A 23881-nucleotide genomic window follows, 5' to 3' on the forward strand; every position below is an offset into this window, starting at 1 on the left:
GGCCCTCCGGGCGCTTCCCTTCTGTTCTTGCGTTTCCGACTCTATCAGACTCTTTCGTGTCCGATTCCCGGCCGAAGCGGGTTCCTGCTGATTCGCTTTCCAGTTCTTCGCTTTCGCGTTTCCCTTTCCGGCGAGTCCGACTATATCAGATCCTTTCGGGCCTGATTCCCAGTCAGCGGGATTCGTCTTCCCGGCCGTTGGGCCGTTCCGACGAGTGAGACTTTAGCGGAATCCCTGGGCCCGACGCTAATCGGGTCACCTTCGAACGCTGATTCCTCATTTCGCACATACGCACGTGAAAACGCACGACAGAGGTCGCTCGCCTTGAGTGGTTACTGCGGAATGGCTGTCCGGGGACCGACCGGAGTCGGCGCTCACGTCGGACAACTCGGAGCACACTACGGAGCCGCGCAGGGCGTGTCAACCCCCAGTCGGCGCGCCCCTGTCCTGGAAGGCCAGCCTGTAGTCGCGCGGGCTGGTGGCCAGGTGCGTCGCGAAGTGCTGGCGCATCGTGATCTCGCTGCCGAACCCCGCGCGACGGGCCACCTCCGGGACTGCCAAGTCGGTCCTCTCCAGCAGCTTCTGGGCTGCGGCGATGCGCTGGGTGATCAGCCAGCGCATCGGCGTCGTACCGGTGGTCGCCTGAAAACGGCGGGCGAAGGAACGGGGGGACATGCCGGCCCGGGCGGCGAGTCCGGACACGGTGTGGGGTTCCGCCAGATGGGCCAGCGCATGGGCACGGGCCTCCGCCAGGGCGTCCGCGTCACGGTCCGCGCGTGGCGTGGGGTGCTCGATGAACTGCGCCTGGGTCCCGGTGCGGAACGGGGCCGTGACCATCGAACGCGCGATCGTCGCTGCCGCCTCGGCCCCATGGGTCGTGCGCACCAGGTGCAGACAGAGGTCGATGCCGGCAGCGGTTCCGGCCGAGGTCCAGATCTTGTCCTCGTGCAGGAAGAGGGCGTCGCGCACCACCGTCACCCGGGGATGCCGTGCCTTGAGCAGACCGGTGAGGTTCCAGTGGGTGACGGCCCTGCGGCCGTCCAGGAGGCCGGCTTGAGCCAGCGTGAAGGCTCCGCCGCACAGCGCCGCGAGGGGGATGCCCCGGGTGTGGGCGTGTCGCAGGGCATCGAGCACCGGAGTGGGCGCGGGCGTCAGGTGGTCGTCGAGCCCGGGGACCACGATCAGGTCAGCACGGGCGAGCCAGGCCAGTGTGCGGTCGGGCGTGAGGGACAGGCCGCCCTGGAGCTGGACGGGGTACGGCTCGCTCGCCACGCGCCGCAGTTCGAATGCGGGCACGCCGCGGTCGGTGCGGTCCACCCCCCAGACCTCCGTGATGACCGAGACGTCGAAGGCGCGGATGCCGGGGAAGGCGACCAGAGCGATCCGGCCGGGCCGGTCGGGTGGCACGGTCATCGTGGCAGTAAAGCATCGATCGATGGCTTTCCCTCCCCTGGGAACGGACCACGGTCCGGAGCAGAGTGAGGTGCATGGAGATCGCGGGGAACGCAGCGCTGGTTGTCGTCGACGTACAGCAGGGATTCGAGGAGGAGGCGTACTGGGGACCACGTGACAACCCGGAGGCCGATCAAAACATCGCGCTTCTGATCGATACCTGGCAGGCGACCGGCCGGCCCGTCGTCCTCGTACGGCACGACTCGCCCGAGAGGAATTCGCCCCTGCGGGAGGGACATGCGGGGAACGCCTTCAAGACGTACGTCGAGGAACGCCGTGGAAAGGGCACGGGGCCGGAGCTGTTCCTGACGAAGTCGGTGAACTCCGCCTTCTACGGGACACCCGATCTGGACAGCTGGCTGCGGGAGGCCGGGGTGCGGCAGATCGTGGTGGCGGGGATCCAGACCAATATGTGCGCGGAGACGACGGCGCGCATGGGCGGCAATCTCGGATACGAGGTGTTCTTCGCGCTCGACGCGACGTACACCTTCGACGGGGAAGGCCCCTGGGGCTGGAAGCTGAGCGCGCGGGAGCTGTCGCGGGCCACCGCCGTGACGTTGCACGACGGTGGGTTCGCGAGCGTGGTGCGCAGCGAGGAACTGGTGGCCGCTGCGAAGTAGTCGGTCAGCCGTTGCCCGTGGCCAGCTCGCGGCTGCGGTCGCGGGCTGCTTCGAGGGCCGCGATGAGGGCGGCTCGCACGCCGTGGTTCTCCAGTTCCCGGATGGCGCTGATGGTCGTGCCGGCCGGGCTGGTGACGGCCTCGCGCAGCTTGACCGGGTGTTCGCCGCTGTCCCGGAGCATGACCGCCGCTCCGATGGCGGCCTGGACGATCAGGTCGTGGGCCTGGGCGCGGGGCAGGCCGAGCAGGATGCCCGCGTCGGTCATCGCCTCGACGAGGAAGTAGAAGTACGCGGGTCCCGATCCGGAGAGCGCGGTGGCCGCGTCCTGCTGGGACTCGGGCACGCGGAGCGTCTTGCCCACGCCACCGAAGATCGTCTCGGCGTGGTCGAGGTGCTCGGCGGTGGCGTGGCTGCCCGCGGAGATGACGGACATGCCCTCGTCCACGAGGACGGGGGTGTTCGGCATCACGCGTACGACCGGGGTGCCCGCGGCGAGGCTGTCCTCGATGAAACCGGTCGTGATACCGGCGGCGGCGCTGATGACGAGGCGGTCGGCGGCCACGTGCGGGGCGAGCTCGTCGAGCAGTCTGCCCATGTCCTGGGGCTTGACCGCGAGGATGAGGATGTCGGCGTTCTTGGCGGCCTCGGCGTTGGTGACGGCCTCCACGCCGTAACGGGTGCGGAGCTCTTCGGCGCGTTCGGGGCGGCGGGTGGTCACCAGCAGGTCCCGGGCCCGCCAGCCTGCCCGGATCATGCCGCTGAGCAGGGCCTCGCCGATCTTTCCTGTACCGAGGACTGCGACTGTCTGGGTCATGCGGTTCATCCTCCGGGTGGCGGAACGCGGTACACGTCGTGGATGCCGCCATCTTCGCACCGCGCCGTCAGGTGGTGCGGCGGCGGAGGGTGGCGGCGCCCAGGCAGAGGACGAGCAGCGCGCTGCCGGCGACGACGAGGACGTCGCGGTAGAAGTCGGCGGTGATGCCGGTGTGGGTGAGCACCTGGTTCATCCCGTCGACGGCGTAGGACATCGGCAGGACGTCGGAGACGGTCTCGAGCACGGGGTGCATCCGGTCGCGCGGGGTGAACAGTCCGCACAGCAGCAGCTGCGGGAAGATCACGGCGGGCATGAACTGCACCGCCTGGAATTCCGAGTTGGCGAAGGCCGAGACGAACAGGCCGAGCGCCGTGCCGAGGAGCGCGTCGAGCAGGGCGACGAGGAGCAGCAGCCACGGGGATCCGACGACGTCCAGTCCGAGGACCCAGACGGACATCGCGGTCGCCAGGAGGGACTGGGCGACGGCTACGGCGCCGAAGGCCAGCGCGTATCCGGCGATCAGGTCGCCCTTGCCGAGGGGCATCGCGAGGAGGCGCTCGAGGGTGCCGGAGGTGCGTTCGCGGAGAGTGGCGATCGACGTCACCAGGAACATCGTGATCAGCGGGAAGATGCCGAGCAGGGAGGCACCGATGGCGTCGAAGGTCCCCGCGTCGGCGTCGAAGACGTAGCGCAGCAGCGTGATCATCACGACCGGGACGATCAGCAGCAGTGCGACGGTGCGGGGGTCGTGGCGGAGCTGGCGCAGGACGCGTCCGGCGGTGGCGAGGGTCCGGGCCGGGGAGAGTGCGGGGGCGTCGGTGCTCATCGGTTCGTCTCCTGGCGGGCGGCGGCTTCGGCGGGGTCGGCGGCGGCTTCGGCGGCCGCTTCGTCCACGAGGTGGAGGAAGGCCTCCTCGACGGTGGCCGCGCCGGTACGGGCACGGAGGGCTTCGGGGGTGTCGTCGGCGAGGATCCCGCCCTCGCGCATGAGCAGCAGCCGGTGGCAGCGTTCCGCCTCGTCCATGACGTGGGAGGAGACGAGGATCGTGGTCCCCCGGTCGGCGGCGAGGGCGTGGAAGAGGTTCCACAGGTCGCGGCGCAGTACGGGGTCGAGGCCGACGGTCGGTTCGTCGAGGACGAGGAGTTCCGGCGTGCCGAGCAGGGCGACCGCGAGGGAGACGCGGCTGAGCTGGCCGCCGGAGAGGCGGCCGGCGAGCGCGTCGGCGTGGCTGGTGAGATCGACGTCGCCGATGGCGCGGGTGACGGCCTCCTCCCGGGAGTCGCGGTTCCTGCGGCCCGGCCGGAGCACCGCCGCGAAGTAGTCCAGGTTCTGCCGCACGGTGAGGTCCGTGTAGACCGACGGCGCCTGGGTGACGTAGCCGACGCGCGGCCGCAGGGACGGGTGGCCCGCAGGGTGGCCGAGGACGTCGAGCGTTCCCGTGACCCCGGCCTGGGTGCCGACGACGGCCCGCATGAGCGTGGACTTCCCGCAGCCGGACGGGCCGAGAAGGCCGGTGATCCTGCCCGGCCCGACGGTGAAGCCGAGGCCGCGCAGGACGGTGCGCTCTCCTCGTACGACGGTCAGGGCGCGTGCCTCGACGGCCCCCGCGTTCGCGGTACGCAGAGAATTCATCATGTGATGAATATTGGGCCTGCCGAAGGAAGCACGTCAAGGGATGTGGCGCGGGCGGGCCAGGGCGGTCAGCGGACCAGCACGGCGAGTTCGACGACGTAACACTCTTCGACCATGCCGTCGGGGAACACGGCGGTCAGGTGCCCGCGCTCCTCGTCCAGGAAGCGGTGGGTGGACTCCTCACCGGCCGTACCGAGCACGAGGAAGGCGGAGTGGCTGGCGAGGTTGGCGAGATGGGTCCCGACCGGCACCGTCCGGGACCACCGCAGCAGCCGGTGCGCGAACCGGCCGCCGGACAGCTGCGCGAGGTTGCGCGTTCCCGCGCCTTCCAATGTGCCGTGGGCACCGTCGCTTGCACCGAGGTGCCCGCGCAGCCGCGTGTCCTGGTCGGCGATCCAGGGGACGGAGTCGTCGGAGACGTTCCACCAGAGCGCCAGGGCACCGCCGGGGCGAAGGACGCGGAACGCCTCCGGGCGGGCCAGGGCCGGGTCCGTCCGGTGCCAGGACTGGGCGTAGGTGATCAGACCGGCCGACTCGGTGGCCAGGGGAAGGCGGTTGCCGTCACCCCGGACCACGGGGACGGAGGGCAGCGACCGGCGCAGCTCCCCCGCCATGCCGGGGCCCGGCTCGACGGCCGTGACCCGGGCACCGCGCGTGTGCAGGCAGCCGGGTGGCGATGCCCGTTCCCGCCCCGACGTCGACTGCTCGGGCACCGGTCAGGGGATGGCCGGCCAGTTCCTCGACGGCGTCCAGGAGCGCGGGCGGGTATCCGGGGCGTGCCGCCGCGTACAGGGCGGCAGCACCGTCGAACGAGAGTGCGCGTGGCGTGGATGCGGGCATGGGTTCATCGTGCTTGTGCCCCGGCGCAGGCGGGCGGTATTCGCGGCGCGGCTGCCGGCACGCCAAACGGGCGCGGCTACCGGCAGCAGCACCGCGGGCGCGGCTACCGGCGCCCGGAGCGTTTTCCCTTGGCGCTCTTGCGGGCCGCCGGGTTGCCGGTCCGGGACGAGCGGCGCTTCGCGTACTGGGCGAGCGCCGTCTCGTACTCCGTACGCCGCAGCTTCTCGCCCGGGGCTTCCTTGAACGAGCGGAGGAAGTAGGCGAGGAGTGAGCCGATGAAACCGATCGACTTCAGGCCGCGGAGCCTGTCCTCCTGGGACGCGTCGTCGGGACGGCGGGTGAATCCCTCCCAGGTCTTGCGGAAGGCGATGGCGCTGCAGACCGCGAACATCAGCACGACGAGCATCCCGACGAAGCCGCCGACCTCGGCGATCTCCAGGCCCTGGTAGGCGAAGCGCAGCACGAAGCAGGCGGCCACGGCCGCGACGAGCGAGCCGGTGGTCACGCCCGCGCGCCGCAGCCCGTACCCCCCGTCGTGGTCGACCCAGGTCGTACCGAAGAAACGGAGGGGTTCGGGCTGCGGCCCCGGCGTGGTGCCGCCCGCAGGCACGGCCGAGGACGTTCCGGGGGCTTCGCTGTTCTCGCTCACGGAATCGATTATCCCCGGACGCGTGCCGGTTCCGTCAGTCGCAGCGCGGCGCGATGTAACCGTCACTGCCCGTCTTGACGTAGGCGTCCGAGACGAACTGTCCGTTGGCGATGTTGTCCCAGAGGTTCGACGTGCCGTACGGGCCGGACACCCGCTCCCCCGGCTTCTGGCAGTACACCGGGACGCTCATCCCGTACGGCAGCGTCCGCACGAGCCCGTACTGCGTTCCGGGCCCTCTGCGGACGTTGACGCGGTAGCCGGGAGCGATCGGGTAGACGACGGTGTCCGCGGCGAGCGTCGTCAGCTCCTCCACGGCCAACGTCGTCGCCGCCGTGTCCGTGGCGACCGCCGCCGTGTCCGTGGCGACCGCCGCCGTGTCCGTGGCGACCGCCGCCGTGTCCGTGGCGACCGCCGCCGTGTCCGTGGCGACCGCTAACAAGCCCCACACTCCTCGCACGCACCATCGACTAGGCTCCGTGCGTCGCGCTTGCGCACGAACACACGGGGGTGGGCGATGCCGCCGCTGCGAGGGACCGGATCACATCCGGAAGCGGAGCATCCTGAGTACGCCGGGCAGTACCGGCTCGAAGCATGTCTCGGAGCGGGTGGCATGGGTGTCGTACACCTGGCGCGCTCGCCTTCCGGGCTGCAGCTCGCGGTGAAGGTGGTGCACCGGCAGCACGCCGCGGACCCCGAGTTCAGGGCGCGCTTCCGCCAGGAGGTCGCGGCTGCCCGGCGGGTCAGCGGAGCGTTCACCGCGCCGGTCGTGGATGCCGACCCGGCGGCCGCGCTGCCCTGGATGGCCACCCTCTACGTACCCGGCCCGACGCTCTCCGCACAGGTGAAGCGGAACGGGCCGATGAGCCCCGCCGAACTGCGCAGGCTCACGGCCGGGCTCGCCGAGGCCTTGCGCGACATCCACCGGGCCGGTGTCATCCACCGGGACCTCAAACCGAGCAACGTGCTGCTCCCCGACTCCGGGCCCAAGGTCATCGACTTCGGGATCTCCCGGCCGTACGACAGCGATCTCCGCACGGAGACGGGCAAGCTGATCGGCTCGCCGCCGTACATGGCACCCGAACAGTTCCAGCGGCCCCGCGAGGTCGGTCCGGCCGCGGACGTGTTCGCGCTCGGGGCGGTGCTGGTCCACGCGGCGACGGGCCGGGGGCCCTTCGATTCGGACAGCCCGTACCTCGTGGCCTACCAGGTGGTGCACGACGAGGCCGATCTGGCCGGGGTGCCGGCCGATCTCGCGCCCCTGGTCGGGCGCTGCCTGGCCAAGGATCCGGCGGAGCGCCCCACCCCGGACGAGATCATGGCCGCGCTGCACCCTCCGTCGTACGAGGCGGCCGCCTTCATACCCGTCCAGCGCAAGCCGCTCGCCGCCGAGACCGTGGAGGCGGACGAGGGGACCACGCATGTGCGGGCGGCGGACGGGCTGCCGTCCGGGCCCGGAGCCGCGACGGCGAAGGGCCGGCGCACCCGGCTGCGCCTCGCGTGCGTCGCCGTGGCGGCGCTGCTGCTGGCCGGAGGTCTCTGGGCGTCCGGCGCGTGGGGTGGCTCCGGGGCGCCGGAAGCCGGTGTGAAGAAGGGGCCCGCGGCGGCGTTCGTACCGTGGCGGACCCCGCTGCGCGCACCGGGCAGCTCGACGCCGTCGTGCGCCTCCGGGGCCTCCGGCACCGGCGTCCCCGCGCTGTACTGCTCCGCCGCCGGGTTCGGCTCGGCGCGGCTGAACCCCTCGGACGGCCGCGTGGTCTGGTCGGACCGGGAGACCCCGCAGGGGGGTTCCGGAGGCTCCGGCCCCCGGGGCGCGGTGTCCGGGAGCGTGGCCTACACCGTCGTGGCGGGCGAGGAACTCCGGGCCTACTCCCCCGGTGAGGGCACGGAACTCTGGCGTACGGATCTCTCCGCGTACCTCGACACGCCCCTCCCGGCGGGCGACACCCTGCTGGCCGTCCGCCGGAACGGGACGCTTCAGGGGCTCGACGCGGCGACCGGCGCCTCCCGCTGGCGGCGCGCCCTCCCGGGGCACGAGAGCCCTGGCTTCGCGCTGTACGAGGCCAGGACCGGGCTCGCGTACGTCTTCGAGGGTTCGGCGCAGGGGGGCTCCACCCTGGTCACGGCCGTCGAGGCGAAGACCGGCGGAACGGCCTGGCAGCGCAGCCTCGACGGGATGCTCACCCCGGCCGGGACGTCGGGCGGGGCGCTCCTGCTGACCTCCATGAACGAGAAGGCCCAGACCACCGGGCTCGTCCGCTACGACCCGGCCCCGCGGAGCACGACCCGTATCGCGCTGCCCTTCCGGATGAACGCCCCGGAGACCGTGGTGGACGGCGACACCGTCCTGCTGCTGGAGCGCGGCGGGACCCTGCTCGCGCTCGACGTCCGCCCGGGCGCCGGGCGTGCCGAGCGGTGGCGGCTGGAGACGGCCGTCGGAATGACGTCGGCGCCGGTACTCGGAGAGGGCGGACGGCTGTACTTCTCGGCCGCCGACGGACGGCTGCTCGCGGTGGACACGGAGCACGGGACACTGCTCGGCCAGACGCGTCCCCGGCTCCGGGAGGGCAAGCTCACCCATGCCTCGTCGCTGCCCGCCCCCGTCGTCCTGGGCAGGAGTGTCGTCGGCACAGCGCCGGACGGGTCCGTCTTCGCCGTGGACGCCGACGACCCCGCCCACTGGTGAGACCAGGGACGGGGCCGGACGGAACCTCCGCGGGTCAGCCGAGCTTGGAGACGTCGCGGACAGCGCCCTTGTCCGCGCTGGTCGCCATCGCCGCGTAGGCACGCAGCGCCTGGGAGACCTTGCGGTCGCGGTTCCTGGGGGCGTACACCCCGCCGAGGGCCTGGTCGCGGCGGGCCAGCTCCTCGTCGGACACCAGGAGCTCGATCGTGCGGTTCGGGATGTCGATCGCGATCCGGTCGCCGTCCTGCACCAGGGCGATGGTGCCGCCGGACGCGGCCTCCGGGGAGGCGTGGCCGATGGACAGGCCCGAGGTGCCGCCGGAGAAGCGGCCGTCGGTCACCAGGGCGCAGGTCTTGCCGAGCCCGCGGCCCTTGAGGAACGACGTCGGGTAGAGCATCTCCTGCATGCCCGGGCCGCCCTTGGGGCCCTCGTAGCGGATGACGACGACGTCGCCGTCCTTGATCTCCTTGCGGAGGATCTTGTCGACGGCCTCGTCCTGGGACTCGCAGACGACCGCGGGGCCCTCGAACGTCCAGATCGACTCGTCGACGCCCGCCGTCTTCACCACGCAGCCGTCGACGGCCAGGTTGCCCTTGAGGACCGCGAGTCCGCCGTCCTTGGAGTAGGCGTGCTCGACCGAGCGGATGCAGCCGCCGGCCGCGTCCGTGTCGAGGCTGTCCCAGCGCTCGGACTGGGAGAAGGCTGTGGCGGAGCGCTTGCAGCCGGGAGCCGCGTACCAGAGTTCGAGTGACTCGGCGGAGGGCGAGCCCCCGCGCACGTCCCAGGTCTTCAGCCACTCGTCGAGGGAGTCGGCGTGCACGCTGCGCACGTTCTCGTTGAGCAGGCCGCCTCGGTACAGCTCGCCGAGGATGGCGGGGATGCCGCCCGCGCGGTGCACGTCCTCCATGTAGTACGTGCCGCCGGGGGCCACGTTGGGGGCGACCTTCGCGAGGCAGGGGACCCGCCGCGAGATCTCGTCCATCTCCGGGAGACCGAAGTCGAGCTCGGCCTCCTGGGCGGCGGCCAGCAGGTGGAGGATCGTGTTGGTGGAGCCGCCCATGGCGATGTCGAGGGCCATGGCGTTCTCGAAGGCCTCACGGGTGGCGATGCTGCGGGGCAGGACGGAGTGGTCGTCCTCCCCGTAGTGGCGCTTGGTGATCTCGACCACCGTGCGGCCGGCGTTCTCGTACAGCGCCTTGCGGGCGGTGTGGGTGGCGAGGACCGAGCCGTTGCCCGGAAGGGCCAGGCCGATGGCCTCGGCGAGACAGTTCATCGAGTTGGCGGTGAACATGCCCGAACAGCTGCCGCAGGTCGGGCAGGCGTTCTCCTCGATGCGGAGGATGTCCGCGTCGGAGATCTTGTCGTTGACGGCGTCCGAGATCGCGTCGACGAGGTCGAGCGTGCGGACCGTACCGTCGACCAGGGTGGTCTTGCCGGCCTCCATCGGACCGCCGGAGACGAACACCGTGGGGATGTTGAGGCGCAGCGCGGCCATCAGCATGCCGGGGGTGATCTTGTCGCAGTTCGAGATGCAGATCAGTGCGTCGGCGCAGTGGGCCTCGACCATGTACTCGACGCTGTCCGCGATGAGGTCGCGGGAGGGCAGGCTGTACAGCATCCCGCCGTGGCCCATGGCGATGCCGTCGTCCACCGCGATGGTGTTGAACTCGCGGGGCACCGCGCCCGCCGCCTGGATCGCCTCGGAGACGATCCGGCCGACGGGGGCGAGGTGGGTGTGGCCGGGCACGAACTCGGTGAAGGAGTTGGCCACCGCGATGATCGGCTTGCCAATGTCCTCACTGGCTACGCCGGACGCCCGCATAAGGGCGCGGGCGCCCGCCATGTTGCGGCCGTGGGTGACAGTGCGGGACCTCAGCTGGGGCATCGTCTCTCGCTCCTTCGACAGAAAAGACTGTCTCCGAGCGTACGCCCCTCATGCCAAGATCTGGACACGCCGTCCGACATACGGGACATGATGCCCGGTGGGCGGGCAGCCGGCGGTCCCCGCCCACCCCGCGTTCACACGGCCGGGAGGGCCTGTACGCGATCGCCGTGCAGCGCCGCCAGACGCTTGCCCGCCGCCACGACGTACCACTGCTGTTCCTTGCCCGTCTTGTCGTTGAAGGTCCAGCGCAGCTTCCCGTCGCGGGCGTCGTAGGCCTGGACGCCGCCGTCCTTGTCGAACTCCGTCCCCCCGTACAGGGTGTCCCCCACCTTGGCGAACTGAAGCGGTACCGAGACCTCGAGCAGGTCCGGGTTGTGCCACCGCCGCTTCCCCGTGGCGGGGTCGACGGCCCACAGGGCGTGGGCGCTGTCGGAGGCGTAGAGCACCCCGTCGATGACGGTCGGCCCGTTGAACGCGGAGAACTCCTCGGTCTCCAGCGCCCAGCGTTCGGCGCCGTCACCCAGGCCGAACGAGCGCAGGTTCCTGCCGTCCGCGACGAACACCGCTCCGTCGTGGACGGCGATCCGCTCGAAGTTGGAACTGCTGATCTTCTTCGTCCACAGCTGGCGTCCGGTCGCGGTGTCGCGGACGGTCAGGTTCTCGCGGTGGTCGGTGTAGACGAGGTGGTCACCGAGGACCACGGAGGTGAGACCCGACTCCTCGGTGCCGGCGTCCCGCCGCTCGTTCCAGACGGCCTTGCCGGTACGGATGTCGACGGCGGCGATCACATTGTGCCGGGAGCTGAGGTCCTTCTCCAGGATGCCCGCGACCACGTACACACGTTCTGCGTCGGCGCCGATCGGCCGGGGCTGGGCGTACCGCCCGCCCAGGCGGCTGCGCCAGGTCTCCTTGCCGGTGGCCGGGTCGAGGCCGACGAGGTCGCCGTCGTACTCGCCGCTGGCCAGATAGAGCGTGTCCCCGCCCATGATCAGCCGGGCGCCCGGCTGGGCGGCGCCCGGCAGCGACCAGAGCTTCCTGCCGGTGGCGAGGTCCCGGCCCACCAGGGGATCACCGGCGACCAGCACCACGTTCCCCACGACGGCGAGCACCTCGTGGTTCCCGAGGGTGCCCACCGCGGTCTCCTCCTGCCACAGGGCGCGCGGGGCGGTCCCGGCGGGCGGGGTCGTGAACGCGTCGCCGCCTCCCTCGCCGCTCCCACCGGGCTTCGGCTCCCCCATGCCGCCGGAGGCGTCGACCTCCTCGGGTCCGCACGCGGTCGTCACCGCCCCGGCCAGTACGAGCCCCAGTCCGGCTCCGGCCAGCCGCAGCAGCCGCCGACGGGGCATGACGCCGTCCGCCGCGTACCCGTCCGCTCTGCGCACATTCCGAGTCGTCACGGTCCGTCTCCCCCATATGTCGTTCACACGTGCATCCAGCTCTTCGAATCCCGGACAGCCAACCATCGAGATTCGGCCACGGCAGCGGCTGGTACCGACTCGGGACACCCTTGTGCACCCACCGGCACAGCCGTCACACAGGCAGGACCCGGATCACCGGTCGCCCAGATACCTCTGGAGCGTGGGGGCGACCATCTCGATGATCTTCTCGGGGTCCACGGACGCCAGCGGTTCGGCGCGGATCACGTACCGCATGATCGCGATGCCGATCATGTGGGAGGCCGCGAGTTCGGCGCGGAAGGCCGGGTCCGGCACGTCCAGCTCCGCCGCGATCCGCTCGAGCAGCCGGCGCAGCACGAAGCCGCGCAGTACGTTCGCAGCCGCCTCGTGCGTCAGCGCGGACCGGAGGATCGCCAGCAGCGGCGCCCGGGACACCGGGTTCTCCCACACGCCGATGAAATACCGGGCCAGCCGCTCCCCCATGTCCTCCGAGGGGCCGCCGAGGATCCCGGGGATGACGAGCGCGGGCTCGAAGGAGACCTCGACGGCCGCGGCGAAGACCTCGTCCTTCGTGCCGAAGTAGTGGTGGACCAGCGCGGCGTCGACGTCCGCCGCCCTGGCGATGCCCCGGACCGACGTCCTGTCGTAGCCGCGTTCGGCGAATTCCGTGCGGGCCGCCTCCAGGATCCGGGCCCTGGCGTCCGGGCCCGTGGAGCGCGCCGTACGCGAGGGACGGCCCCTGCGCCGGGGGGACGGGCCGTCGGCGCCGGGGGTCACGTGCGGGGTGCCCGCGCCGACGACGCCAGATGGAGCCGGGTGAAGGCGAGCGCTTCCGCGAGATCGGCCTCGCGTTCGGCCGACGACATGGCGCGGCGGGTGTTGACCTCGATGACCACGTGGCCGTCGAAGCCGGTGCGGGCCAGTCGCTCCAGCAGTTCCGCGCACGGCTGGTCGCCCCGGCCGGGCACCAGGTGCTCGTCCTTGTTGGAGCCCTTGCCGTCGGCGAGGTGGACGTGCGCGAGCCGGTCGCCCATCCGGTCCACCATGGCCATGCTGTCGGTGCGCGCGGTCGCGGTGTGCGAGAGGTCCACGGTGAAGTGCCGGTAGTCGTCGTTGCTGACGTCCCAGGCGGGCGCGTACGCGAGCATCTCCCGGTCCCGGTAGCGCCACGGGTACATGTTCTCCACCGCGAAGCGCACATCCGTCTCGTCCGCCATGCGCCAGATGCCGGTGACGAAGTCCCGGGCGTAGTTGCGCTGCCACCGGAACGGCGGATGGACGACCACCGTGGACGCGCCGAGCTTCTCCGCCGCGGCCCTGGCCCGCTGGAGCTTCACCCACGGGTCGGTGGACCAGACCCGCTGGGTGATCAGCAGACAGGGCGCGTGCACCGCGAGGACCGGCACCTGGTGGTAGTCCGACAGCCGCTTCAGCGCCTCGATGTCCTGGCTGACGGGGTCGGTCCAGACCATGACCTCGACACCGTCGTAGCCCAGGCGCGCAGCGATCTCGAAGGCCGTCGCCGTCGACTCCGGATAGACGGAAGCCGTCGACAGGGCGACCTTCGCATCCGGGATGCGCACCACTGGTTCTGCCACGTGGACAGGGTACGGGCACCGGTACGCGACGCCGAGTGAGCCCGGCTGAAAGTGAGAAGGACCATGGGTGGCCGCGGCCGGATCAGGCCAGCGCCGCCTGCTCCGCCGGCAGGTGGTCGAGGCGGCGCAGGATGACTCCCTCGCGCAGCGCCCAGGGGCAGATCTCCAGCTCCTCGACCCCGAACAGGTCCATCGCCCCCTCGGCGACGAGCGCCCCCGCCAGAAGCTGCGCGGCACGCCCCTCGGTGACCCCCGGGAGGTTCCCCCGCTGCTCAACGGTCATCACCGCCAGCTTCGGCACCCACTCCTCCAGGGCCTTACGGGTGAGGACGCGCTGGACGTACAGGCCTTCGGCGGAGCGGGCGGCGCCCGTTATCCTCGCGAGCTGCCGGAACGTCTTGGAGGTCCCCACCACGTGGTCGGGCGGCCCCAGCCGGGTGAACTCGCCGACCGTACGGGCGATGCCGGCACGGACATGGCGGCGCAGCGCCCGTACGGCCGTCGGGTCCGGCGGATCGCCGGGCAGCCACGCGGCGGTGAGGCGGCCGGCGCCGAACGGCAGCGAGACGGCGGCGTCGGGCTCCTCGTCCATCCCGTAGCCGACCTCCAGCGAACCGCCGCCGATGTCCAGGACCAGCAGCTTCCCCGCCGACCAGCCGAACCAGCGGCGGGCGGCCAGGAAGGTCAGCCGGGCCTCCTCCTCGCCGCTGAGGACGGCGAGGGCGACACCGGTCTCGTCCCGCACACGGGCCAGCACCTCGTCGGCGTTGCCCGCCTCGCGCACGGCGGAGGTGGCGAACGCCAGCACGTCCTCGCAGCCCTTGTCCTCGGCTGCCTGGAGGGCGCCGGCGACCGTCGTCACGAGGCGGTCCACCCCGTCGGGGCCGATCGCCCCGTCCGGGTCGAGCAGTTCGGCGAGCCGCAATTCCGCCTTGTGCGAGTGGGCGGGCTGCGGACGGGCACCGGGATGCGCGTCGACCACCAGCAGATGCACCGTGTTCGACCCCACGTCGAGGACTCCGAGTCTCATACGGGAACGCTACTGCGGCTTACTCTGGGCACGTGCCAAAGACGAAAAAGGCGAAGCCGGACAAAGCCACGAAGAAGCAGCCGAAGTCGAAGCAGGAGATGCAGCAGCCGGAAGCAGCGGGGCCGGACGGGCCCGACGAGAAGGGGCTCGACTTCGCGCGGGCCTGGGTGGAGTTCCCCGACCCCGCCGACGACGAGCAGGTCTTCCGCTGCGATCTGACCTGGCTGACGTCCCGTTGGACCTGCATCTTCGGCAGCGGCTGCCAGGGCATCCAGGCAGGCCGCGCTGACGACGGCTGCTGCACGCTGGGCGCGCACTTCTCGGACGAGGACGACGAGAAGCGGGTGGCCGGGCACGTGGCGCGTCTCACGCCGGACCTGTGGCAGTTCCACGACGTCGGGACGGAGACCGGCTGGGTCGGTGTCGACGAGGACGGCGAGCGCCAGACACGGCGCTGGGAGGGCTCCTGCATCTTCCAGAACCGCCCCGGCTTCGCGGGCGGCATGGGCTGTTCCCTGCACATCCTGGCCCTGAAGGAGGGCAAGGAACCGCTGGAGACCAAGCCGGACGTGTGCTGGCAGCTGCCGGTCCGCCGTACGTACGACTGGATCGAACGGCCCGACGACACGCGCGTGCTCCAGATCTCGATCGGGGAGTACGACCGGCGGGGCTGGGGCCCCGGCGGTCACGATCTGCACTGGTGGTGCACGTCGGCCACGTCCGCGCACGGGGCGGGTGACCCGGTCTATGTGTCCTACCGGCCCGAGCTCACCGAGCTGATGGGCAAGGAGGCCTACGACCGGCTGGCCGAGCTCTGCGAGCAGCGGCTGGCGTCGCTGCTGCCGATGGCGCCTCACCCGGCCGATCCGGCCTGAGGCGGGCTCTCGCGGCGCCTCCTCGATGCCCTGCTGCTGGGGTGCGGCTGTCGAGGCGCTGTCGAGGCGCGTCCTCGGGACGCTCCTCCGAGGCGTGGTCCGGCTCCCTTCGACCAGACGGCGGCCCCGCGCGCCCGGCGCACAAACGTTCCGCCGTGGCACCGGGCCGCCCTCGGCTCAGCCCGCCGGCCCGGAAGACCCGCCCGGGACCGCCGTCGGGCCGGACGACGGGTCGGGCCCGGGGGGTTCTCCGGACGGGGACGGTGTGGGCCCGGGGGAGCCCGGTGTGTCCGTCGGCGTGGGGTCCGGCGGGCCGGTGGGCTCCGTGGGGCCCGGCGTCGGATCCGTCGACGGTGGCGGGGAGGAGGGTGTGGGGCTCGGGGCCCGGGAGGACGGCTCCGGGGACGGCTCCGGACTTCCGGGGCGCGGCGTGCCGGCGCCGGAACCGGTGATCGCGACCGCGGACCCCGACGGGGCGAGGAGGACACGCGCGCTCCACGGGCCCTGCGGCTCGGCCGCTGGGTTCACGAACACCTGGAGGGTGACGCTCCGGCCGGGAGCGACCGTGCCGGACGTGCGGCTGAGGTGCAGCCACGGGGCGTCCACGCGTGCGGACCAGGCGACTGTCCCGTCACCCTTCGCGGTCAGGGTGATCGTCGTACGGCCGCCGGACGAGCGGGCCGAGACCTCGAGCGAGCCCTCCCCGTCGGACCCGGTGCCCACGCTGACGACCTCGGCCGAGACACCCGGAGTCCGGGCACCGTCCGTGAAAGCGCCCTTCCCTTCGGAGCGGGCGTTGCCCGCGTTCGCGTAGTGGTCGTACGGATCTTGCGCGGGGCCCGACCCGCCGTCCACGTCCGCCGCGGTGACCGAGGTGCCGCGGCCCTCGCCGGTCAGCGGCGCCCCCCGGTAGGCGGCCCACAGGGCGATCACCGGAGCGGCGACGACGGTCGCCACGACCGTCGTCGTCACGACCCGGGCGCGCAGCCGGCCCCGGCGCGCGGCGTGGTCCTTGGGATCCAGCGGGAAGCCGGTCCGGCCGAAGCGCGGGGCACCGGACCGGGACCGCCGGGCGTGCGTCAGGGCGACGTGAACCGAGGGCCGGGGCGCCTCGACGACCGGAAGTGCCGCGGCCGGGGTGACGGTCGCACCCGGCCAGGGACCGGCAGCGCCGGCTCGTTCGGCTGCGCGGCGGCAGCGGGGGCAGTCGTCGACGTGCCGGACGAGCTCCCGGCGCAGGACTGCCGGGAGCAGCGCCCGGTGGGTGCCGGTGAGCCGGGCGACGGCGGGACAGTTCCCCTTCTCCACGACGGCGAGGGCGGCGCGGGTGCGTTCCACCTCGCAGGCCGCACCGGCCAGGAGCTCCCGGGCACTGCCCGGGTCGAGGCCGAGGACGGCGGCGACGGCGCGCGGGGTGAGCCCGTGGCGCACGGCGAGCTCCAGCGCCTCGCGCTGCTCGGGGGTGGTGCCCGCGGCCTCGGGCCAGGCCAGCTGTGCGAGTTCGCGGCGGCGCGCTTCGGCCGCCGGGGACTCCGTGCGGCAGCCGGGGGCGGCGGCCTCCTCCGGGGTGCCGTGGGGGCCGGGGTCGGCGACGTCCTCGCGCGGCGCGGTGCCGCGCGGGGCGGACGGCCGACGGTGCGCCTGGCGGCCCCTCCGCTGCTCGGTGAGCGCCCGCAGGCACGTCCACCTGGCCAGGGCGTACAGCCAGGATTTACGTTCCTCCTCGGCCGCCGGGCACCGGCCGTCCTGCCGCTCGGCGATCGCCAGGACAGATCCGAGCGCGTCGGTCGCCGCCTCGTGGTCGCAGAGCACGGAGAGGCAGTAGGTGAACAGGCCGTCGAGATAGGGCTCGTAGCGTGCGGACGTCCGCTGCGCCGAGGGGCGGGACTCGCGGCGGTGCGCCCGGTGTGCGCCGGTGGTGTGCGTGGGGGTCTCCAGACTGCTGCTCGTCACGTGGCGACCGTAGGCAGACGCAGGCGAAACCCCGACAGCACTTTCCGACATTTAATCCTTACGGGTGACACTCTCCCTCGAAAGGGGACAGGAATCCCGGATTCCCCCGCAATTACCGCATCGGGCACAAGTTCGGCTCTCGTGTCCACGACCGGTGCTGTCGGACCGCCTGTCGGACCGCCCCTATACGGTGGCGCCATGGCTGCCCGTACGAAATCCGCGAAGGACCGGCCGTCCTACCGTTGCACCGAATGCGGCTGGACGACCGCCAAATGGCTCGGCCGCTGCCCGGAGTGCCAGGCATGGGGGACGGTCGAGGAGTTCGGCGGCGCCCCCGCGGTCCGTACGACGGCGGCGGGCCGGGTCTCCACCGCCGCCGTGCCGATCGGCCAGGTCGACAGCCGGCAGGCGACGGCGCGCTCGACCGGTGTCAGCGAGCTGGACCGGGTGCTGGGCGGAGGCCTCGTGCCCGGCGCGGTGGTGCTTCTCGCGGGCGAGCCGGGCGTCGGCAAGTCGACGCTGCTGCTGGACGTGGCCGCCAAGGCGGCGAGCGACGACCACCGCACCCTCTACGTCACGGCCGAGGAGTCCGCCGGCCAGGTGCGGATGCGGGCCGACCGGATCCGGGCGATCAACGACCACCTGTACCTGGCCGCCGAGACCGACCTCTCCGCGGTCCTGGGACATCTGGACGCGGTCAAGCCGTCCCTCCTCGTCCTCGACTCCGTGCAGACCGTCGCCTCACCCGAGATCGACAGCGCGCCCGGCGGTATGGCGCAGGTCCGCGAGGTCGCGGGAGCGCTCATCCGGGCCTCGAAGGAGCGCGGCATGTCGACGCTCCTGGTGGGTCATGTGACCAAGGACGGTGCGATCGCGGGACCGCGGCTCCTGGAGCACCTCGTCGACGTGGTGCTGTCCTTCGAGGGCGACCGGCACGCCCGCCTCCGGCTCGTACGGGGCGTCAAGAACCGCTACGGCGCCACGGACGAGGTCGGCTGCTTCGAGCTGCACGACGAGGGCATCACCGGCCTCGCCGACCCGTCCGGGCTCTTCCTCACCCGCCGTGACGAGCCCGTCCCCGGCACGTGTCTGACGGTCACCCTGGAGGGCAAGCGTCCGCTCGTCGCCGAGGTCCAGGCCCTGACGGTCGATTCACAGATCCCCTCACCCCGGCGCACCACCTCGGGCCTGGAGACCTCCCGGGTCTCGATGATGCTGGCCGTTCTCGAACAGCGTGGCCGGATCAGCGCGCTCGGCAAGCGGGACATCTACAGCGCGACGGTCGGCGGCGTGAAGCTCACCGAGCCGGCCGCGGACCTCGCGATCGCCCTCGCACTGGCCAGCGCCGCCAGCGACACACCGCTCCCGAAGAATCTGGTCGCGGTCGGTGAAGTGGGCCTCGCGGGGGAGGTCAGGAGGGTCACAGGGGTCCAGCGCAGGCTGGCGGAGGCGTACCGTCTCGGGTTCAAGCACGCCCTGGTCCCGAGGGACCCGGGACAGGTTCCGGCCGGCATGAAGGTCACGGAAGTGGGCGACATGGGCGACGCCCTGAGAGTCCTCCCCCGCCGGTCTCGGCCGGACGGACCACAGGAGGACGGCGCACGCCGGTAGACTTTGCCCTGGTCTCGCCCGCCCGTACGAACGGTACGAGGGACGCAAGGGCACCGCCGACCTGTGACCGGAGGAGTGCAGTGGCAGCCAACGACCGGGCAGCATCGCCCGGAAAGTCCGGCCAAGGCACGGGGAACGAGGCGCTGATGCGCGCCTCGTTGAGCGCGGTCGCGCCCGGAACGGCTCTCCGCGACGGCTTGGAGCGCATCCTCCGCGGCAACACCGGCGGACTGATCGTCCTCGGCATGGACAGAACCGTCGAATCCATGTGTACCGGCGGCTTCGTGCTCGACGTCGACTTCGCCGCCACGCGCCTGCGCGAACTGTGCAAGCTGGACGGCGCGATGATCCTCGACAAGGACATGACCAAGATCTTGCGGGCCGGAGTCCAGCTGGTCCCGGACGCCTCCATCCCCACCGAGGAGACGGGCACCCGTCACCGCACGGCCGACCGGGTCTCCAAGGCGTGCGGATTCCCGGTGGTCTCGGTCTCCCAGTCGATGCGCCTGATCGCGCTGTACGTGGACGGGGAGCGGCGGGTCCTGGAGGAGTCCTCCGCGATCCTGTCCCGCGCCAATCAGGCGCTCGCCACCCTCGAGCGGTACAAGCTCAGGCTGGACGAGGTCGCCGGGACCCTCTCCGCACTGGAGATCGAGGACCTGGTGACGGTGCGGGACGTGACGGCGGTCTCGCAGCGGCTGGAGATGGTGCGCCGGATCGCCACCGAGATCGCCGAGTACGTGGTGGAGCTGGGAACCGACGGCCGCCTCCTCTCGCTCCAGCTGGACGAACTGATCGCGGGCGTGGAGCCGGAGCGGGAGCTGGTCGTGCGCGACTACGTGCCCGAGCCGACCGCGAAGCGGTCCCGTACGGTCGCGGAGGCGCTGGCCGAGCTGGACACGCTCACCCACACCGAGCTGCTCGAACTGCCCGTCGTGGCAAGGGCACTGGGCTACAGCGGCTCGCCGGAGACACTGGACTCGGCGGTTTCCCCGCGCGGCTTCCGGCTGCTGGCGAAGGTGCCGCGACTGCCCGGAGCGATCATCGAGCGGCTGGTGGAGCACTTCGGCGGCCTGCAGAAGCTGCTCGCCGCGAGCGTGGACGACCTCCAGGCCGTGGACGGGGTCGGCGAGGCACGGGCCCGGAGCGTACGGGAAGGCCTCTCGCGCCTGGCGGAGTCGTCGATCCTGGAGCGGTACGTCTAGGGCCTCCCGTCCGGACCATGCCGGTGGCGTGCGGCGGCAGTGCTCCTGTGAGCCTGCGGCCGCGGCGCGCTGGTGACGGTCCGCCGCACGGCGGCCCAGGGGTCCCGTCGGACGGCGGTCCGTGGAAACCCTGCGGGCAGGCCGTTCTCCAGGCGGGGCCTACGGGACCGTCAGTCCTTGGCCAGGACGAACGAGGCGCGCTGGACGGTCTCACCCGGGACCTCGGCCTCCAGCAGATACGTCCCCGGGGCCGCGGCGCGGACGGGCGGTGTCGCGCACCGGGGTGCGCTCCCCTTGCGGTCCCACTCCACGGTGTGGACGACCGTCGCTCCCGCCGGGACCCTCAGGAAGAGGGCTCCGGCCTTCGGGCAGTCCTTGGAGGACCACACCTTCTCGTCCTCCTCACCCGCTTCGGTGATCGTGAGCACCGTGCTCTTGGGGCCGAAGTCGGCCTTGCAGTCGGCAGCGGAGGTGTTCCTCACGGTCAGCCGGAACTCCGGCTTGTCGTCGGGTCCGAAGCTGATGTCCGTCTTCAGGCTCAACTGCAGCACGGCGGGCGTGCAGTTGGGGAGCGGTGAGCCGGCCGGCACCTGCTGGCCGCCCGTGCCTCCGCCCGTACCGCCGCCCGTGCCTCCGCCCGTACCGCCGCCGGTGCCCGCGCTCGTCCCCGCCGTTCCGGAGCCACCCGCTCCCGAGGTACCCGGTCCTGTCGCGCCGCCCGCCCCGGTGGCCCCGGCGTCTCCCCCGGATCCCGCGGCGGTTCCGGTCCCCGGTTCCTCCGACTCGTCGCGTCCGCCGGGGGGTTGGCCGACGACCGGGCCGGAACTCGTGGGCCCGGGAGTGATGGACGGGGCGGGGTCGGAGCCTCCGGGCTTCCCGTCGTCCTGCCCTCCGCCGCCGCCACCCGAGGTGACGGCCCACGCGACCAGCGCCGCGAGCAGCGCGATCACCAGCACCGCTACTGCTCTCCGACGCCAGTAGATGCTGGAGGGAAGCGGCCCGACCGGATTGCGCATAGAACCCACGGACCGAACTGTACGAGAGATCCTGCCCAACTCCGGCCCCCAACCGCCGCTCTGATCGACAAGTTTTCCGGATCATCATCACGGAGCGGACGTTCCTGGGTGGTTCCATCCACTTTGCACCGGCTCGCACCTCGTCCGCCCCGTACAAAGGGTCAGAACGGGTGGCGTTATCACCCCCTGGACCCTCGGCCGGGCCGACACCCCCGGAGCCGTGCCCGATGGCCCGCCTTCCGTGCCAGGATCGTAGGTGCGATGACTGCCACGACTTCGACACAGACGCCCCCCGCCTCCCTCCATGCCCCCGTCATCGGGTGGTTCGAGCAGCACGCCCGCGATCTGCCCTGGCGCCGCCCCGAAGCGGGTGCCTGGGGTGTGATGGTGAGCGAGTTCATGCTGCAGCAGACCCCGGTGAACCGGGTCCTCCCCGTCTACGAACAGTGGATGGCCCGCTGGCCCCGCCCCGCCGACCTGGCGGCCGACGCGCCCGGCGAGGCGGTCCGCGCCTGGGGCCGGCTCGGCTACCCGCGACGCGCGCTGCGGCTGCACGGGGCCGCGCAGGCGATAACGGAACGCCACGGCGGCGACGTGCCGAGTGAACACGGCCAGTTGCTCGCACTGCCCGGGATCGGGGAGTACACGGCCGCGGCCGTGGCCTCGTTCGCGTACGGGCAGCGCCACGCCGTGCTCGACACGAACGTCCGCAGGGTGTTCGCCCGGGCGGCCGGCGGCATCCAGTACCCGCCGAACGCGACCACCGCGGCCGAGCGCAAGCTCGCCCGTGCCCTGCTTCCGGAGGAGGAGGAACGCGCCGCCCGCTGGGCGGCGGCCACGATGGAACTCGGTGCACTCGTGTGCACCGCGAAGAACGAGGACTGCACGCGCTGCCCGATCGCCGGACAGTGCGCCTGGCGGCTGGCCGGAAAGCCCGCCCACCAGGGCCCGCCGCGCCGCGGCCAGACCTACGCCGGCACGGACCGGCAGGTGCGGGGGAGGTTGCTCGCGGTGCTGCGTGACGCGGTGACACCGGTGCCGCAGTCCGCGCTGGACTCCGTGTGGGAGGAGCCCGTGCAGCGGGCACGCGCCCTGGACGGACTGGTCGCCGACGGCCTGGTCGAGCCCTTGGCGAACGGCCGGTACCGGCTGCCCATGACCTGACCCACCAACCCGGCGGCACGGCTGTCCAGCGGCTGTTACACAACCGATGGACAGCCGTGCGTCCGCGTACGGCTGCTCCGCACACCCTCGTGACAACGCCTCCGTAACGTCACCGGACGTCGGCAACGGGACCACCCGGCCGACGGCGGTACACGGGGATACACGGGGACGGAGGCGGTCGTAATGGCGCAGGGCGAGGTGCTCGGCTTCGAGGAGTACGTACGGACCCGGCAGGACGCGCTGCTGCGCAGTGCCCGCCGGCTCGTGCCCGACCCGGTGGACGCGCAGGACCTGCTGCAGACCGCTCTGGTCCGCACCTTCGGCCGCTGGGACGGCATCGCCGACAAGTCGCTCGCCGACGCCTACCTGCGCCGCGTCATGATCAACACGCGTACCGAGTGGTGGCGCGCCCGCAAGCTCGACGAGGTCCCCACCGAGCAGCTGCCCGACGCGAGCGTCGACGACGGGACCGAGCAGCGTGCCGACCGCGCCCTGCTCATGGACGTCCTCGGGGTACTGGCTCCCAAGCAGCGCAGCGTCGTCGTGCTGCGACACTGGGAGCAGATGAGCACGGAGGAGACGGCCGCGGCGCTCGGCATGTCCGCCGGTACGGTGAAGAGCACGCTGCACCGCGCCCTGGCACGACTGCGCCAGGAGCTGGAGGACCGTGCGGCCCGGAGCCATGAGGCCGAGGGGGCACCGGCGCGGATACCCGCACAGCGGGACAGGCGTCATGACGAGCGGGGGCGGGAGCGGTGCGCGGCCTGACGGGCACAGGGGAGACGACGGCCGGCCACGGGAGACTCGGGGCCGGCCTGGCGGCGGGGAGCACGGCGGTGGCCGGGCTCGCCGCCTTCGGGCTGCTCTGCGTCGGCTGTTCCACCGGAGGCACGGGTACGCGCGACGAGGGCCCCGCCGCCACCCAGCAGGTCGCCCGGGCCACGCCGTCGAGCACGGTCCCCACAGGGACGGCGAAGCCCTCCCCGAGGGTGAACGCCGTGATGCTCGTCAAAGCCGACCCGAAGGTGAGCCGGCAGCTCAAGGACGACCTGAAGCCCTGTACCGGCGACGAGTACCCGGTCGACACCTCGTACGGCACGCTCACCGACGGCCCGGCGGCCGACGTCGTGGTCAACGTCATGACCTGCGGCGACTCGGTGGGAGTAGGGACGTACGTCTACCGGCAGGGCACCGACGGTTCCTACGGGAACGTCTTCGCCGCCGAGGTGCCGGCGGTCTACGGCACCATCGACCGGGGCGATCTGGTGGTGACCACACAGGTGTACGGGTCGAAGGACTCCGTCGCGTACCCCTCCGGCGAGGACGTCGTCACCTACCGCTGGACCTCCGGCCGGTTCGCCGAGACCGACAGGGTGCACAACGAATTCAACCGGGCAGTCGGCAGCGGGGAGGGCGCTCTTCCCGCACCGCAGACGCCGACGCAGAACTGAGAGCCG

21 protein-coding genes and 1 pseudogene are annotated in these 23881 nt (G+C 72.1%); 8 read left to right on the plus strand and 14 right to left on the minus strand.

Annotated elements, in window-relative coordinates; genetic code table 11:
- Positions 1-420: 420 nt before the first annotated feature.
- The gene (locus OO67_RS00005; protein WP_033296459.1) at positions 421-1413 is read right to left on the minus strand and encodes a GlxA family transcriptional regulator; all 993 of its coding nucleotides are present in this window, start codon (positions 1411-1413) and stop codon (positions 421-423) included.
- Positions 1414-1487: 74 nt separating this feature from the next.
- Here OO67_RS00005 and OO67_RS00010 point away from each other — a divergent pair, with 74 nt between their 5' ends.
- The gene (locus tag OO67_RS00010) at positions 1488-2072 is read left to right on the plus strand and encodes a cysteine hydrolase family protein (RefSeq protein WP_033296460.1); all 585 of its coding nucleotides are present in this window, start codon (positions 1488-1490) and stop codon (positions 2070-2072) included.
- A 4-nt stretch (positions 2073-2076) separates the two neighbouring features.
- Here the strand turns inward: OO67_RS00010 and proC are convergent, their stop codons facing one another.
- From proC to OO67_RS00040, 6 genes and pseudogenes are all read right to left on the minus strand, one after another.
- On the minus strand, positions 2077-2895 hold the full coding sequence (gene proC / locus OO67_RS00015) for a pyrroline-5-carboxylate reductase (RefSeq protein ID WP_106972686.1): 819 nt from the start codon (positions 2893-2895) through the stop codon (positions 2077-2079).
- A gap of 58 nt (positions 2896-2953) precedes the next feature.
- Positions 2954-3712, minus strand: a complete 759-nt coding sequence (locus OO67_RS00020; protein ID WP_033296462.1) for an ABC transporter permease — start codon at positions 3710-3712, stop codon at positions 2954-2956.
- Positions 3709-4521: an ABC transporter ATP-binding protein gene (locus OO67_RS00025; protein ID WP_033296463.1), complete on the minus strand. Its 813-nt coding sequence runs from the start codon at positions 4519-4521 to the stop codon at positions 3709-3711. Before OO67_RS00025 ends, OO67_RS00020 begins: the two co-directional genes overlap by 4 nt.
- A gap of 65 nt (positions 4522-4586) precedes the next feature.
- A pseudogene (locus OO67_RS00030) lies at positions 4587-5358 on the minus strand (class I SAM-dependent methyltransferase).
- Positions 5359-5461: 103 nt separating this feature from the next.
- Entirely contained in the window at positions 5462-6007 is a 546-nt protein-coding gene (locus tag OO67_RS00035; protein WP_033296464.1) for a hypothetical protein, read from the minus strand.
- Between the two features lie 34 nt (positions 6008-6041).
- The gene (locus tag OO67_RS00040) at positions 6042-6326 is read right to left on the minus strand and encodes an SH3 domain-containing protein (protein WP_051709078.1); all 285 of its coding nucleotides are present in this window, start codon (positions 6324-6326) and stop codon (positions 6042-6044) included.
- A 195-nt stretch (positions 6327-6521) separates the two neighbouring features.
- Here OO67_RS00040 and OO67_RS00045 point away from each other — a divergent pair, with 195 nt between their 5' ends.
- Positions 6522-8690, plus strand: coding sequence for a protein kinase domain-containing protein (locus tag OO67_RS00045; RefSeq protein WP_033296465.1), 2169 nt, complete (start codon positions 6522-6524; stop codon positions 8688-8690).
- A 34-nt stretch (positions 8691-8724) separates the two neighbouring features.
- Here OO67_RS00045 and ilvD read toward each other — a convergent pair whose 3' ends face one another.
- From ilvD to OO67_RS00070, 5 genes are all read right to left on the minus strand, one after another.
- On the minus strand, positions 8725-10575 hold the full coding sequence (gene ilvD / locus OO67_RS00050) for a dihydroxy-acid dehydratase (RefSeq protein ID WP_033296466.1): 1851 nt from the start codon (positions 10573-10575) through the stop codon (positions 8725-8727).
- A 134-nt stretch (positions 10576-10709) separates the two neighbouring features.
- Complete coding sequence (locus OO67_RS00055; protein ID WP_033296467.1) at positions 10710-11972, minus strand: PQQ-binding-like beta-propeller repeat protein; 1263 nt, start codon at positions 11970-11972, stop codon at positions 10710-10712.
- 153 nt (positions 11973-12125) lie between these two features.
- Positions 12126-12749: a TetR/AcrR family transcriptional regulator gene (locus tag OO67_RS00060; RefSeq protein WP_033296468.1), complete on the minus strand. Its 624-nt coding sequence runs from the start codon at positions 12747-12749 to the stop codon at positions 12126-12128.
- Positions 12746-13555 carry a sugar phosphate isomerase/epimerase family protein gene (locus tag OO67_RS00065; protein ID WP_208860943.1) on the minus strand — a complete coding sequence of 270 codons (810 nt, stop codon included), beginning with the start codon at positions 13553-13555 and terminating at the stop codon, positions 12746-12748. Before OO67_RS00065 ends, OO67_RS00060 begins: the two co-directional genes overlap by 4 nt.
- Positions 13556-13652: 97 nt before the next feature.
- Entirely contained in the window at positions 13653-14600 is a 948-nt protein-coding gene (locus tag OO67_RS00070) for a Ppx/GppA family phosphatase (protein ID WP_033296470.1), read from the minus strand.
- Positions 14601-14632: 32 nt separating this feature from the next.
- Between OO67_RS00070 and OO67_RS00075 the strand changes: the two genes are divergently transcribed.
- On the plus strand, positions 14633-15475 hold the full coding sequence (locus OO67_RS00075) for a DUF3109 family protein (protein WP_033296471.1): 843 nt from the start codon (positions 14633-14635) through the stop codon (positions 15473-15475).
- Positions 15476-15652: 177 nt separating this feature from the next.
- Here OO67_RS00075 and OO67_RS00080 read toward each other — a convergent pair whose 3' ends face one another.
- On the minus strand, positions 15653-17428 hold the full coding sequence (locus OO67_RS00080; protein WP_033296472.1) for a BACON domain-containing protein: 1776 nt from the start codon (positions 17426-17428) through the stop codon (positions 15653-15655).
- Positions 17429-17626: 198 nt separating this feature from the next.
- On the opposite strand from OO67_RS00080, the gene radA reads away from it, so the two are divergent.
- Both radA and disA read left to right on the plus strand, forming a co-directional pair.
- The gene (gene radA, locus OO67_RS00085) at positions 17627-19039 is read left to right on the plus strand and encodes a DNA repair protein RadA (RefSeq protein WP_033296473.1); all 1413 of its coding nucleotides are present in this window, start codon (positions 17627-17629) and stop codon (positions 19037-19039) included.
- Positions 19040-19119: 80 nt separating this feature from the next.
- Positions 19120-20244, plus strand: coding sequence for a DNA integrity scanning diadenylate cyclase DisA (gene disA / locus OO67_RS00090; protein WP_033296474.1), 1125 nt, complete (start codon positions 19120-19122; stop codon positions 20242-20244).
- A 170-nt stretch (positions 20245-20414) separates the two neighbouring features.
- On the opposite strand, the gene OO67_RS00095 is transcribed toward disA, so the two are convergent.
- Positions 20415-21260, minus strand: a complete 846-nt coding sequence (locus OO67_RS00095; RefSeq protein WP_208860944.1) for a hypothetical protein — start codon at positions 21258-21260, stop codon at positions 20415-20417.
- A 261-nt stretch (positions 21261-21521) separates the two neighbouring features.
- Here OO67_RS00095 and OO67_RS00100 point away from each other — a divergent pair, with 261 nt between their 5' ends.
- The 3 genes from OO67_RS00100 (at position 21522) to OO67_RS00110 (ending at position 23875) form a co-directional block, all read left to right on the plus strand.
- Entirely contained in the window at positions 21522-22424 is a 903-nt protein-coding gene (locus tag OO67_RS00100; protein ID WP_033296476.1) for an HhH-GPD family protein, read from the plus strand.
- Positions 22425-22607: 183 nt separating this feature from the next.
- Positions 22608-23192, plus strand: coding sequence for a SigE family RNA polymerase sigma factor (locus OO67_RS00105; RefSeq protein WP_033296477.1), 585 nt, complete (start codon positions 22608-22610; stop codon positions 23190-23192).
- Positions 23180-23875: a hypothetical protein gene (locus tag OO67_RS00110; protein WP_051709040.1), complete on the plus strand. Its 696-nt coding sequence runs from the start codon at positions 23180-23182 to the stop codon at positions 23873-23875. Before OO67_RS00105 ends, OO67_RS00110 begins: the two co-directional genes overlap by 13 nt.
- Positions 23876-23881 lie beyond the last annotated feature (6 nt).

The sequence above is a fragment of the Streptomyces atroolivaceus genome (assembly GCF_000717025.1).
GTDB lineage: Bacteria > Actinomycetota > Actinomycetes > Streptomycetales > Streptomycetaceae > Streptomyces > Streptomyces atroolivaceus.

Bases quoted from the DNA above. Each gene is read 5' to 3' on its own strand.
- OO67_RS00005 (WP_033296459.1), bottom strand. From the start codon at position 1,413: ATGACCGTGCCACCCGACCGGCCCGGCCGGATCGCTCTGGTCGCCTTC.
- OO67_RS00010 (WP_033296460.1), top strand. From the start codon at position 1,488: ATGGAGATCGCGGGGAACGCAGCGCTGGTTGTCGTCGACGTACAGCAG.
- proC (WP_106972686.1), bottom strand. From the start codon at position 2,895: ATGAACCGCATGACCCAGACAGTCGCAGTCCTCGGTACAGGAAAGATC.
- OO67_RS00020 (WP_033296462.1), bottom strand. From the start codon at position 3,712: ATGAGCACCGACGCCCCCGCACTCTCCCCGGCCCGGACCCTCGCCACC.
- OO67_RS00025 (WP_033296463.1), bottom strand. From the start codon at position 4,521: ATGATGAATTCTCTGCGTACCGCGAACGCGGGGGCCGTCGAGGCACGC.
- OO67_RS00045 (WP_033296465.1), top strand. From the start codon at position 6,522: ATGCCGCCGCTGCGAGGGACCGGATCACATCCGGAAGCGGAGCATCCT.
- ilvD (WP_033296466.1), bottom strand. From the start codon at position 10,575: ATGCCCCAGCTGAGGTCCCGCACTGTCACCCACGGCCGCAACATGGCG.
- OO67_RS00070 (WP_033296470.1), bottom strand. From the start codon at position 14,600: ATGAGACTCGGAGTCCTCGACGTGGGGTCGAACACGGTGCATCTGCTG.
- radA (WP_033296473.1), top strand. From the start codon at position 17,627: ATGGCTGCCCGTACGAAATCCGCGAAGGACCGGCCGTCCTACCGTTGC.
- OO67_RS00095 (WP_208860944.1), bottom strand. From the start codon at position 21,260: ATGCGCAATCCGGTCGGGCCGCTTCCCTCCAGCATCTACTGGCGTCGG.
- OO67_RS00100 (WP_033296476.1), top strand. From the start codon at position 21,522: ATGACTGCCACGACTTCGACACAGACGCCCCCCGCCTCCCTCCATGCC.
- OO67_RS00105 (WP_033296477.1), top strand. From the start codon at position 22,608: ATGGCGCAGGGCGAGGTGCTCGGCTTCGAGGAGTACGTACGGACCCGG.